The 12,282-nt window shown below is 58.4% G+C and carries 10 protein-coding genes; 5 read left to right on the top strand and 5 right to left on the bottom strand.

Annotated features, from left to right (window positions below):
- Positions 1-121: 121 nt before the first annotated feature.
- Together DJ81_RS17535 and DJ81_RS17530 are read right to left on the bottom strand one after the other, a co-directional pair.
- Complete coding sequence (locus DJ81_RS17535) at positions 122-565, bottom strand: HalOD1 output domain-containing protein (protein ID WP_141212620.1); 444 nt, start codon at positions 563-565, stop codon at positions 122-124.
- Entirely contained in the window at positions 516-947 is a 432-nt protein-coding gene (locus DJ81_RS17530) for a hypothetical protein (protein ID WP_094525016.1), read from the bottom strand. Before DJ81_RS17530 ends, DJ81_RS17535 begins: the two co-directional genes overlap by 50 nt.
- Positions 948-1,171: 224 nt before the next feature.
- On the opposite strand from DJ81_RS17530, the gene DJ81_RS17525 reads away from it, so the two are divergent.
- Together DJ81_RS17525 and DJ81_RS17520 are read left to right on the top strand one after the other, a co-directional pair.
- Positions 1,172-2,230, top strand: coding sequence for an ornithine cyclodeaminase family protein (locus DJ81_RS17525; protein WP_094525015.1), 1,059 nt, complete (start codon positions 1,172-1,174; stop codon positions 2,228-2,230).
- A 48-nt stretch (positions 2,231-2,278) separates the two neighbouring features.
- On the top strand, positions 2,279-2,887 hold the full coding sequence (locus tag DJ81_RS17520) for a dihydrofolate reductase (protein ID WP_094525014.1): 609 nt from the start codon (positions 2,279-2,281) through the stop codon (positions 2,885-2,887).
- A 67-nt stretch (positions 2,888-2,954) separates the two neighbouring features.
- Here the strand turns inward: DJ81_RS17520 and DJ81_RS17515 are convergent, their stop codons facing one another.
- Positions 2,955-3,734 (bottom strand): 23S rRNA (uridine(2552)-2'-O)-methyltransferase, encoded by a 780-nt coding sequence (locus DJ81_RS17515; RefSeq protein ID WP_094528155.1) that lies wholly within the window; start codon positions 3,732-3,734, stop codon positions 2,955-2,957.
- A gap of 179 nt (positions 3,735-3,913) precedes the next feature.
- On the bottom strand, positions 3,914-5,182 hold the full coding sequence (locus tag DJ81_RS18985) for a hypothetical protein (RefSeq protein ID WP_141212619.1): 1,269 nt from the start codon (positions 5,180-5,182) through the stop codon (positions 3,914-3,916).
- Positions 5,183-5,338: 156 nt separating this feature from the next.
- Here DJ81_RS18985 and DJ81_RS17510 point away from each other — a divergent pair, with 156 nt between their 5' ends.
- Positions 5,339-6,283 carry an endonuclease/exonuclease/phosphatase family protein gene (locus tag DJ81_RS17510; RefSeq protein WP_249269156.1) on the top strand — a complete coding sequence of 315 codons (945 nt, stop codon included), beginning with the start codon at positions 5,339-5,341 and terminating at the stop codon, positions 6,281-6,283.
- Between the two features lie 308 nt (positions 6,284-6,591).
- On the opposite strand, the gene DJ81_RS17505 is transcribed toward DJ81_RS17510, so the two are convergent.
- A complete protein-coding gene (locus tag DJ81_RS17505) occupies positions 6,592-7,650 on the bottom strand; it encodes a hypothetical protein (protein ID WP_094590856.1) in 1,059 nt (352 codons plus the stop codon).
- A 126-nt stretch (positions 7,651-7,776) separates the two neighbouring features.
- Between DJ81_RS17505 and DJ81_RS17500 the strand changes: the two genes are divergently transcribed.
- A complete protein-coding gene (locus tag DJ81_RS17500) occupies positions 7,777-8,520 on the top strand; it encodes a DUF429 domain-containing protein (RefSeq protein WP_094590854.1) in 744 nt (247 codons plus the stop codon).
- 108 nt (positions 8,521-8,628) lie between these two features.
- Positions 8,629-12,282 carry an Eco57I restriction-modification methylase domain-containing protein gene (locus DJ81_RS17495; RefSeq protein ID WP_094590852.1) on the top strand — a complete coding sequence of 1,218 codons (3,654 nt, stop codon included), beginning with the start codon at positions 8,629-8,631 and terminating at the stop codon, positions 12,280-12,282.

The raw sequence follows: 12,282 nt of genomic DNA, 5'->3' as shown, positions 1-12,282 counted from the left end.
ACCGTATAATCGTGTTCCCGGCCCTCCGCGCCGTTCGCGTCCGCAGTCGTCTGCGATTCCGGAGCCCGTCTCCCCGCAGTCGTCTGCGATTCCGGACCCGTCTGACGGGCGGACCGTTCGATCACAGTCCGCCGGCGTCGTCGACCTCCTCCGCGGGCGACGTATTCGGATCCGGGTCCCCCGCCTCGATCCGCTCGTAGACCCGTATCCACCAGTCGCTCCCGACTTCGACGAGGTACTCGGTGTAGCGGAACTCGACGCTTCCCGTCCCTCTTCGAGCGCTCTCACCGGCGTTCAAACCGAGGAACGCCTGTTCGATTTCGGCCGCGTCGACCACCTCGTACAACGGCGGGGATTTCAGGCTGCTCGGAGAGACGTTCCCCGCGTCCGCGATCGCGGAGACGATCGCCGTCGTGAGTCCGTCGTCTCGCTCGGGTTCGTGGCGTCGCTCGACGACTTGACGCCAGCGAGCGCCTCCGTCGGGAAGCGAATCGCCATCACCGGTTGCCGCGGGGTCACCGGTCCCCGTCATCCCTGGAACCGCGACCGTGCGCCCGTCGATCACCGTCGAGAGCGCTCCCCGTCCCTTCGAGTGCCGCCAGAACTCGGTCGGCGTTCTCGGCGGGCGAAATCGTCTCGCTCGCCTCGTCGAACGCGACGACGTTTTCCTCGACCAACTTGGGGACGTGCGCGTGATAGAGGGCGATGTACACCCGCTCTCGTTGTCGCTCGGTGACCGCGCGTTCGGGGACGTCGTTCTCCCACCCGGCGATCTTCGTCGCCAGATCGGTCAGCGACCGCTCCGCGTCTCCGAGAAGCGAATAACAGACGTATCGACGCCGAGCATGAGTTAACACCTCGTAGACGTGATCTGACTCCAGCATCTGCTGGGGAGAGCATACCTCAGTTACCGGATTCTCGAACCCGGTCTCGACTTCGTCAGTCATCGTCTTTCGAAGGCGCACCGAGGTATTAAAATCCTGTGTCAGCTTAATATATAATATCAGTAGAATGTGCGAATACTTTCTCGATTACGGGTTCCAACGGAACCACTGACGCAGCGTTTCCGGTGGACACCCGACGCATCGCCGCCTGTGGGTCCGACTCCGGGGTCCCCGTCCCCGCCGTCGATTCAACAGGGTTCAAGTACTCCTCTGGCAAAGCTTGCGACATGCAGACGCTGCTTTTGAACGCCGACGACGTCGACGAGAACGCTCGCATGGACCGCGTCATCGACGCGGTGCGCGGCGCGTTCACCGCCTACGAGCGCGGGAACGCGAAGATGCCCGCGAAGTCGTACATCGACCTCCCGGAGTACAACGGCGACTTCCGGTCGATGCCGGCCTACCTCGACGTCAGGACCGAGGACACCGACGAGGAGACCGGCTGGGACGCGGCCGGAATCAAGTGGGTGAACGTCCACACCGACAACCCCGCCGACCACGACCTCCCGACAGTGATGGGGACGATGATCTACTCCGACCCCGAGACGGCGTTCCCGCTGGCGATCCTCGACGGCACGACGCTCACGATGAAGCGAACGGGCGCGGCCGCCGCCGTCGCCACCGACCACCTCGCGGTCCCCGACGCGACCTCGCTCGGGATTGTCGGCGCCGGCGTCCAGTCGTACACCCAACTGGAGGCCATCGCCGAGGTCCGAGACATCCGAGAGGTCGTCGTGAGCGATCTCGACGAGGAGCGCGTCGCTCGCTTCGTCGACGCCTTCGACGACCGGTTCGACGTGCGGGCGGGTTCGATCAGTGAGGCCGGTCACTGCGACGTGCTCTCGACGGTGACGCCCGTCGAGGACCCAGTCGTCGGCGCCGACGACGTCGGCGATCACACCCATATCAACGCGATGGGCGCCGACGCCGCGGGGAAACACGAACTGGCTGACGAGCTCCTGCTGGACGCCACGGTCGTCATCGACGACCACGAGCAGTGCACCCACTCCGGCGAGATCAACGTCCCCTACGCGACGGGGACGCTCACGGACGAGGACATCTACGGCGAGATCGGAGAGATCGTCGTCGGGACCCGCCCCGGTCGGGCGGGGATCGACGCCGGCGGGAGCGCCCCCGGGACGGGCGCCGAGGGCGTCGCGGGCGTCACCGTCTTCGACTCCACCGGCCTCGCGATCCAAGACGTGGCGGCCGCCCGCGTCGTCTACGAGCAGGCCGACGCGGTCGACAACGGCTACCCGTTCGACCTGCTCGGCCTCGCGGAGTAGCCGGGGACGCCCCGACCGCTTTTTACCGCCGCCGCCCCTACCGATCCCGTGCAACTCGTCAGCGTCGCCGCGCTCGCGGAGAACCGGGTGATCGGGAACGACGGCGGCGTCCCGTGGCCGGATCTCCCCGAGGACATCCGCCAGTATCGCGAACGCGTCGCCGGCTCGCCGGTCATTTTAGGTCGACGGACCTTCGATTCCATGCGCGGTGACCTCCCCGGACGCCGACAGATAGTCGTGAGCCGCAGCGTCGACGCGGTGGACGTGCCGACCGCGGTGGTCGCCGACGGCGTCGACGAGGCGATCTCGCTCGCCCGCGAGCTCGTCGGCGAGCGGGCCGGCCTCGGAGCGGCGGACGGCGTCGCCGGCGGAACGGACGCCGCCGTCGCCGGCGAGACGTCGCCCGCCGGAACGGGCCCGGCCGACGACGTTCCGTACGCCGACCCGAACGCCCCCGTCTACGTCCTCGGCGGCGGGGCCATCTACGAGCTGTTCCAGCCGCACGTCGATCGGATGGCCCTCAGCCACATCGACGGCGCCTACGAGGGCGACACTCGGTTCCCCGCGTGGGACGAGACGGAGTGGCGCGTGGCGGACGAGACCGACTACGAGGGGTTCACCCTCCGCGAGTGGGCCCGGCGCCCGGACGCCTCCTGAGCGATACGTCGCCGACCGGCCGAAAAGCGGGCCGCTACTCGTCGCCGACCGGCCGAAAAGCGGGCCGCTACTCGCCGTCGTCGACGCGCTCGGCGAAGCCGAACCGGGGCTTCGCCTCGTCGATGACGACAGTCAGCGTCTCGCCGACCCCGGCGCCGGGGACGAAGACGGAGTACCCCTCGACGTACGCGATCCCGTCGCCCTCGTCGCCGAGCTCCTCGATCGTCACCTCCAGCCGGTCGCCCGCCTCGACGGGAGCGGTGTTGAGCCCCTTGGCGACGAGGTACACCTCCGAGGAGGAGTCCCGGGAGGCGGGCGGTGAGACGGTCCGGAGGTACTCGAACTCCGCGCGGACGTCCTCGCGGAAGGCGTCGAGGTCTTCTCCCTGGAAAGCCTTTACCACGAAGTCGCCGCCGGGCGCGAGCAGCTCCTCGGCCACGTCGAACGCCTGCCGCGCGAGGTGGATGGACCGGGCGTGGTCGAGGGAGTACTCGCCGGTCATGTTCGGCGCCATGTCCGAGAGCACCACGTCCGCGCCGCCCTCCCCGACCGCCTCGCGGAGGTAGTGACGGGTGCGTTCCTCCGTCATGTCGCCGCGGATCGTCTCCACGTCGTGCTCCTCGAGGTCGTCGATGCGCTGGAGGTCGACGCCGACGACGGTCCCCGACTCGCCGACCTCCTCGGCGGCGACCTGGAGCCACCCGCCCGGGGCGGCCCCGAGGTCGACGACGGTGTCGCCGCGCTCGAAGAGGTCCGACTTCTCATCGAGCTGTTTCAGCTTGTAGGAGGCCCGGCTCCGGTACCCCTGCTGTTTCGACCGGTTGTAGTATTCATCTTTACCTGACATGACTACCTCACCGAATTGTTTGACATGTTCCGCAGGGGAAACGCCGGCGAATTCGAGTTCATACAAGCAGAAACGCTGTCAAGGCGGAAAGGGACATCGGATAGCATCGGCGACACTATGCCCTCTCTCTTAGCCTTTTTTGCTTGATGAGACCCTCTACTGCGATTAACGAAATCGGTTCAGGTATCTTCCACCTCGTCTTCTTTCATTAATTCTTCACGACGGTCTTCATTCCAGAACCTACGATTCGCAAATACAGACTGTAGTCCATCATGGCCGTAATCAGAAACTTGGATGTCCGGACGATCTGTAGCGTGCCGGTAGCCTTCGACAATCAATCCCCCATCTAAAGAATCAAGTTCAGTAAAATCGACGATTGCCCATTCTTCAACTTCCGTCCGGTCTAAGAAGTCCTGCATGAACTCCTCTAAATGAGATTCCGTGCCGTCATAGTTGGCTGTTCCTCTGAATTCTGCTGCGTATGGCTGTTTCGAGCTTCGCGGATCAGTACACAGGTTAGAACTGACAATCTGTAAGTCGTCATCTGGTTCAGAGCCATAACTGATTCCAATATCATCAAGTACACTCTCAACTTGGACGCGTTCTTTTTCTCCAGCTGCAGGAGCCAACACAATCCGGTTTACCATCTCTCTGGTGTTGATAGGGAAGTAAGGATGAGTTTCATTAACATCAGGAAATTTCCCAGCCGGAACTCCATTTTTCCCCAGCCGGAGCAGATTAGCACTATCGAATGGGTTGATGAGCAGACGGAACTCAACTTCATAATCATATGAGGATCCTTTGAAAAAATTCACAGATTCTTGATACCCGGTCGGTTGAACAGCATCAGGAGCGTCCCGCTTCTGATACTGGACAGCACCGACGTGGATGTCGTGGTCTTCCGCTCCGACATACATTTCAGTGGGATCAGTCATCTGGAACCCCTCGTTTGCTGAATTTTCTTTTTCTGAATTCTCGGATTTCACTGGGAGGGAATTTATGAATTGACCGACAGTCGTTTCGATGGCGAACCCTTTCCTAAGCTCTTCAGCTTTCGAGTAGTTCTGCCACATATCCACAAATTCTCGGGTTCCAAGCCTCCAGCAGCTTGCAAAATACTTTTTTCGGGCAGTTTCGTGGAACTTCGACCAGCGTTCTCTGAAATCCTCCTCTGAAAAATCAACCTCCCCATCTTTTCCTTCACGTCGTCGTTGTCGTCCAGAAATCGCCGCTGCAGCCCCACGAAGTGCCGGATTTTCTGCCGGCGATTCAATCATTCCTTCATTGTCGTCATTAAACTCGGGAACGTGAGTACATCTGATCCCTTCCTCAAAAAAGTCTCTAATGTATTGTTCCTTCAGCGGCTTGTACTTCCGGACAACCATCTGGTTGGAGGGGATTGGGATGAATCGTGCCTTGAGATGGCCAAGTGATGGTTTCTGACTCATATGACGGGAATGTTTGTTATCGTCAAGATGTTCAACCTTCTCAAGTATATGTATTCATTCACCCGTTTCGCGTCAAAGAACCAGCGACGGGACTCGTAGATCCAGTGTGACCTCCACACCTCTGGTGGAGTGGCCAGATCGTCCGCTCGTGAGGGAATGGTGTCTGAATCTCCTGCCATGTATTATGAGTGGAGGGAGACACTCTTCTCCTATTCGACGATGCGCGTACTCACATGGAACGTACAGGGAGCAACCCCACCGCAGGGGAGCCCCGACAGAATCCGCGACCAAGTTGGGTTCCTGCATAAGACGGCCGAACAGCCCGATATTCTCCTTCTGAACGAGGTCACGACAGCGCGACGGGAACTCTGGCACGATGAACTCCGATCCATCGGCTACACTCAGATCGAGGACACTCTCGACTGGGCGACGGAACTCGGCGAGAGTGACGTGCCACCTCACCACGACATCAATCACGTGAACGGCAACCTCACCGCAGTCCACGAGAGCTTCGAGAGCGAGGGTCTCGAACGCCACCAGCCGAGCATCAGAGCGGGCACGTACGATGGGGCCGACCTGAAAGACTGGTCGACAAACTTCTCCGAGAAGATCCTCGTCACGACCGTGGAGACACCACAGTCTCCACTTGAGCTGTGGAACGTGCGCGCCGTGCCCCGAAACGGGTGGGGGGAAGAGAAGGTGAAGATTCTCGAGACCGTCTACGAACGAATCCGGAAGACGGCACGGATGCCGTGCTTGCTCGCCGGCGATTTCAACGCCCCCAAGGCGGAACGGGCGGACGGTACAATCGTTCCGTGGCAGCCCGACGATCCGGACGCAGATCCTGATCGGTGGAGGGCCGCCGAGACCAACCTATTGAGTGGTCTCAAGTCGGAGGGGATGGTCGACGTGTTTCGCGACCAGCACGGCTACGGCGACGTACCAGTCGTGGACACGAGTCACCGGACGCGCCGCTTTGACCACATCATCGCGTCGGAGGAACTGACCCCGACGGCGTGCCGCTACGACACCGATGGCCACGAGTGTAGCGATCACGCCCCCCTGATCGCAACCTTCGATTGGCCACGCATCACCCACTAACGCTTCTCCATCAGTAACTCCACGCCACACTCAAGATAGACGTAGCGGGTAACGAGACACAGTCGCCGACGAGGCAGTGCGGGACGTGATGACCGCCTTCATCGAGGGCGAGGTGCGCACGGTCATCAACGAGGCCGTCCACGGGTGGCTCTTACAGTCCTACCGCGGGAGCAGCAAGGCAGAGCTGGCGGGTCGGATGGCCGAGTGGTACGGCGACCTGACGGGACGGTACGACGCCGAACTCCAACACGTGGGGGAGAACATCAGCCAACGATTCGCGGTTTCTCTGAGGTGTAGCTGTCCGCCAGCTAGTAGTCGTCGAAGAGCGTTCGCTGTTTCTTGTAGTCGTACGGCTCAGTGAGAGCACCTCTGATTGCTGAGTAGTCGTGTTGGGCGTGGCTATTCTCCTCGATCGCCCGGTCGACGATCCATGCACGGAACTCCTCGTACCGCTCTCGGTCGTCGATCACCGTCCCCATGTCGACCGTCTGGAGCTCTCCATATCGGGCGTAGTAGATTCCGACTCGGTTGACCTCGGGATACTTCCCCTCGAAGGGTTCCTTGCCGTATGTCCGACCGTCCACCTCGTACAGAATACGTTGTACGTTACTCAAGACGTAGTACATCAGTAGCTGACGCCAGAAGGCGTTCGTGAACGACCTGTTCTCGGTCGTCTTGATGTCGACAAGCAGGTCGTCCACGATGAAGTCTCCTTCCCCGGGAAGGATGTGCTGATGACCTCCAAAAGAGGGTCGCTCGAAGACCGTCTCACCGTCCGGCCACTCGCTCTCGCGCAACAGGCCGAACAGCGCCTCCATCTCCTCAAGGATGTCCGCTTCGAAGGCTTCGCGGTCGATCCATGAGTGGACGCCGTCGCTGGGCTTCCAGCCGGCGTTGACGAGTGCCGCTTTCACTACCCCCTCGGTGTTCATGCCGGTCGCGACGTACTGCTCGGCGAGCTTCGTCAGATCCTCGTCTTCCGTCCACTTGCCCGGGGTTCTCTGCTCCCACACCGGCTGCTCGTCCATCATCTCCTCCCATTCATCCCGGTTAGAGACGCTTTCAATGTCATCCTCCCACTTCCAACCGTCGAATCGCTCTACGCCGACAGGTGGTGTCTCGCCGGCCTCAAAGCGTCGCTGGGAATCGCCAAAGGTGCGGCGCCACGGGATGATAACTTCGCTACAGCGCCGGTATAACAGGAGCTTACAGAGAAACTCGAATGCGTTCCCAACGAGTCGGTGACTGTAGCCGTTGTTTTCGACCTGCAACTCCCCCTCCGCATCGGTTCCGGGGTTCGGGTACGTGGAGTCGATCTCCTGTCTGACCTCGTCGATCTTGATGAACTCCGTGACACCCGTCGTCATTCTCGATGATTGTAGCTCCGTTTCGTGTCGATAAATAAGTGAGTGGCCGCGCAGTGAGCTTTGTAGTTCGATTTTTCGCGCTCTTACCTCCCAAATCTGTAAGTCACGTCCCTTGGATGCCGAAGTATGTACGCCGGTGTGGACTGGGCCGGGAAGGGCTGGTTCGCTGTGTTCCTGACGGACGATGGAGACTGTGGGGGAGACTACTATCCGACGCTCTGGAACCTGTGGCGAGAGAGAGGAGACGACATCCGCAGGATGCTCGTGGACATTCCGATCGGACTGTGTAATGAGAAAAAGCGAACCTGTGACGTGGCCGCGAAATCGTATATCGGCCCGCGGCAACAGAGCAGCCTCTTCTACACCCCGGTTCGAAAGGCAGTTTACGCAAGGAACATCGAAGCGGGAAAGGAACGTCACCGGGAGGCAGACACCGACTTCAGCATTCAAAATCAGGCTTGGAGCCTCGTCCCCCGAATTCGAGAGACGGACGCGTTCGTCAAAGACACCGCAGGGAGCGACAGAGTCCTCGAAACCCATCCAGAAGCTTGCTTTGTCGCGCTCAACGACGACGAGTATCTCGCTCACTCAAAAAAGACCGAGAGGGGTACCGAGGAGCGTCTGAAGTTGTTGGATCACGCATCGGAGGTCAACGTACGCAGGTTCTACGATGACGCCCGTTCCACGTTCCGTGAGCCATCGTATGCGCCGATGATCGGTGACGAAGATGACATCATCGATGCGTTCGTGGCAGCAGTCTCTGCCGCCTCGACAGAAGATGACCTCCCGACACTACCCTGTGACGTCGAACCGGACTACGATGAGACTCTCGACCGAGAGGTCGAAATCAAACTTCCAGCCGTCGAGTAGCGTGGGTGGTGCTGTCAAGTTCGAGCCCACGAAGTAATTGACCGGATAGTCTACGTTCGCCGACGACTCGTCGTCGGGTTTATGTTTGGTGCGCGGGTGCCTTGGTTCATGACTCTCCAGCAGATCACCGCGGACGACATCGCGGGCTGGAACTCTCTGGACGCTGTCGCTTCCTCCTTTGAGAAGCGCGGGCTCAAACCACGTCCAAATCTCGGTGACGCCAACGAACTCGTCCTCCAACTCACTGACACCGAGTTCATCGTACTCGTTGAGGCCGGCCCGGGTGAATCAGCGAGCGATTTCAAGCCGGACAACCGCAACCGCCGGACAAATCTCGTGGCCACGAACGACTACGAGGAGTTCACATTCCTGACCCGCGTTCGCAGCTGGGAGGGCCAACAGCACGGTCGCATCAAACACCAGAAGCTCTCGTTCACGAAGGAGCAGATGACGAGCGAGAGCGGCGAAAAGAACACCGTACTACAGAAGCTCAACAGTATCGAGTACGGCTCTGCCGACGCGATCCAAGACACGCTCTACGACACGAAGCAGGTCGTCAAGGAATTCTACCAACAGTTCGAGCAACTCCGCACCGACCTCGTACAAGAAGTATCGGGGATCCCGGACGACAGAGGTGACGCCAAGCAGCGGTACGTACAGATCGTACTCGACCGGATGATCTTCCTCTATTTCATCCAAGAGAAGCGACTGCTCGACCGCAACGTCGACTATCTCCACGAGAAGCATAGGGGAGTAGCTGGTGACGGCGGTGACGTCTACGACGATTTCTACCACCCGCTGTTCTTTGATATGCTTGCCGAGGGGAAGCAAGATCCCGACTTCGGGAGCCTCCCGTACCTCAACGGTGGGCTCTTCTCGGAGAATCCGGTTGAGGATGAGTTTGATGATGTGAAACTTGGCGAATCAGCCGAGCAGACCAACGAGTTGTTCGGCGATATTCTTGACTTCCTCTCTGACTGGAATTGGAACGTTGACGAGCGCCTTGATGTGGTTGACCCGAAGAACCTCTCCCCGGCAATTCTCGGTCACATTTTCGAGCAGACGGTCAACCAGAAAGAGATGGGTGCGTACTACACGCCTGAGGAAATCACGGGCTTCATGGCTCGACAAACGATTCACCCCTATCTCCTCGATGAACTCAATGAGGCTGTCGATGCTGATTACGCCGAGATTGATGATGTGTTCGGGTTCGCAGAAGCGGCTGCCGACACCCAAGTGGAAGCACTCGCGGATGGTGGGTCGGTTACCGCTCAGGTTCCTATCGACAACGTCGAGACCCGCCATGTCGAGACACTTTATCACGACATCCTGACTGAAATCCACGTCCTTGATCCGGCGGTGGGTAGTGGGGCGTTCCTGCTCGCTGCTCAGGAAGTCCTGCTGGACATCTACATGCAGTGCATCGAGTTCTTCCAGCAATTGGAATCTAATGGTAAAGGGTGGGAGTTGGAGAACCGGACTCGCGACGTGCTCGAGGAAGTAGAAGACAGCCATGAGAACGTCTCGCTCTACTCGAAGCGTGCCATCATCCTGAACAACCTCTACGGAGTGGATCTCGATGATGGAGCAGTCGAAATCTGTAAACTACGATTGTGGCTTTCGATGGTGGCAGACATCGAGGATGAACCGAGTGAGGTTGAGCCTCTCCCAAATATCGACTTCAACATCCGTCACGGAAATTCACTCATCGGCTTCACGCAACTCGTCGAGATTGCTCGGGAAGAGCAGGGAGATGCTTCACTGGCGAACTACGGCGTCGGAGAAAGCGTCCGAGAAATGTACGATGACGTTATCGAAGCCGTGGAACGTCATCGGAATGCAACAAGTGCTTCTGTAGCGACGAATGCGCGTCGTCTGGCGGAATCGAGAATCAAATCTCACAGTGAGTCACTGAATCAAAAGATACTGGAAGAATTCCACGAAGCTGGTATCGAAGGTATTGACGCTGCCGGTGTTGATGACCTCCAACCGTTCCATTGGGTGTTAGAGTTCGCAACAGTATACCGTGGCGGTGGTTTCGACATCGTTATCGGAAATCCTCCATGGGAGGAGCTTAAACCGTACCGTGACGATTTTTTTATCAAGCACGATACTGCCTTCCGAAGCTACACTCCAGAGCAACGAGATGAGCGAATGGAGGAGCTGCTCGAGAACGAGGAAGTCGCTCAGGGATGGCAGGAGTTCCAGCACAGCATCGAACAACGTGCCCAATATATCAATGAGAGCGACGAGTATCGGTTACAGTCACCGAGTGTAGCGAATCAACAGGTCGCACGAACCAACGATCTCTCATTGCTGTTTTTTGAGCGAATCTACTCTATTGTCCGTGATGGGGGCTACGTCTCACAAATCCTACCGGGGCCGATCTTCAACGCGGCCGCCGGCAAAGACCTTCGAGTTCACGCACTGGAGAATTCCGAAGTGAAACATATCATTGGATTTGAAAACCACGGTATATTCAACGCTATCGACAACAGATACAATTTCGGTATTATCACCTTCCAACAGGGTGGATCGACAAATAATGTTCGAGGTGTCTTCCACCAGACATCCGTTGATGTGCTTCGGAACATCGACGAGGTAGCCCTTGACATCCCTGTAAGAACTTTGAAGGAGTACTCACCCGGCGCTCGAATCTTCCCGAATGTCGAAGAACAACGGGAGGTTAGTGTTCTCGACACGATTCTTCAGCATCCGCCTGTTGCTGACGAACTCAACGATCGGTGGAGAGCAGTACTCTACAAGGAACTTGATAGAGGCCGTGACCGTGATCGCTTCGTTGAGAATGAGAGCCTTGGTGACTATCCGGTATACCAAGGAAAGAATATCTACCAGTTCTGCCATGACGAGCAGTACGTACGCGATCTCGCTCCCATCTCGCTCTGGAGCGTGGATGAAGATGAGGGAGACAAGAGTGCGAAAGCTCGTGTCCGACTCAAGAACTTTCGAGCTCGCGATCCCAACTTAAGCCTGAAAAAGGCGATATACACTGAATTCTCAGATAATCCCGAGTTCGCTCACATTAGTAGCAACTCACAGAAGCAGTTCGTCAACACGCTCCTTTCTGAGGAGTTCGACCGGCCAGAACTGTCGGAGGAGGACGTACTACTACATTCGACGGAATACCGACTCGTCATCCGTGAAGTAGCTCGTGCAACAGATGAGCGGACACTCATCGCAGCAATAATTCCGCCCGGTGGTGTCGTGGTTCATACACTTTACACGGTTCGTCCATACGAGACTAACCCAACCAAAGAGAATCTTGGCGATTATCCGATGCATAGTGCCTATGAACGGGTCTTTTCCGACAAAGAGCTGTTTGTCGCTCTGGGGCTACTCAACAGCGTGGTCTTCGACTTCCTGATGCGTACGAAGGTCGACTCACACGCTTCTAAGTACAAATTCGAAGAGTCGCAGATACCTCGACTCACCCACGGTGACGATTGGTTCCACTATATCGCAAACCGTGCAGCCCGCCTGAACTGCTATGGTGAGGCGTTTGCGGAGATGCGTGAACGTCTAGGAGGAGTTGAACCAGCAACAGAGCACCGGAAGCGGAGAGAGCTACAGGCTGAGATCGACGCGGCAGCTTTCCACGCGTACGGACTCGGTCGTCGCGACGTAAAATTCGTCCTTGATGACTTCCACCGTGTCTCGAATCCCCGCATCATGACGGAGGAATACTTTGATATGGTGTTCGAGAAGTTTGATACGTTGGCAGAGGAGGGCCCTCACGCGTAG

This window comes from Halorubrum sp. Hd13 (assembly GCF_002252755.1).
Classification (GTDB): Archaea; Halobacteriota; Halobacteria; order Halobacteriales; family Haloferacaceae; genus Halorubrum.
The sequence above is the reverse complement of the archived record's forward strand: the minus strand, read 5'-3'. Positions and strand labels throughout refer to the sequence as shown.

Bases quoted from the DNA above. Each gene is read 5' to 3' on its own strand.
- DJ81_RS17530 (WP_094525016.1), bottom strand. From the start codon at position 947: ATGACTGACGAAGTCGAGACCGGGTTCGAGAATCCGGTAACTGAGGTA.
- DJ81_RS17525 (WP_094525015.1), top strand. From the start codon at position 1,172: ATGCAGACGCTGCTTTTGAACGCCGACGACGTCGACGAGAACGCTCGC.
- DJ81_RS17515 (WP_094528155.1), bottom strand. From the start codon at position 3,734: ATGTCAGGTAAAGATGAATACTACAACCGGTCGAAACAGCAGGGGTAC.
- DJ81_RS18985 (WP_141212619.1), bottom strand. From the start codon at position 5,182: ATGAGTCAGAAACCATCACTTGGCCATCTCAAGGCACGATTCATCCCA.
- DJ81_RS17510 (WP_249269156.1), top strand. From the start codon at position 5,339: ATGGTGTCTGAATCTCCTGCCATGTATTATGAGTGGAGGGAGACACTC.
- DJ81_RS17505 (WP_094590856.1), bottom strand. From the start codon at position 7,650: ATGACGACGGGTGTCACGGAGTTCATCAAGATCGACGAGGTCAGACAG.
- DJ81_RS17500 (WP_094590854.1), top strand. From the start codon at position 7,777: ATGTACGCCGGTGTGGACTGGGCCGGGAAGGGCTGGTTCGCTGTGTTC.
- DJ81_RS17495 (WP_094590852.1), top strand. From the start codon at position 8,629: ATGACTCTCCAGCAGATCACCGCGGACGACATCGCGGGCTGGAACTCT.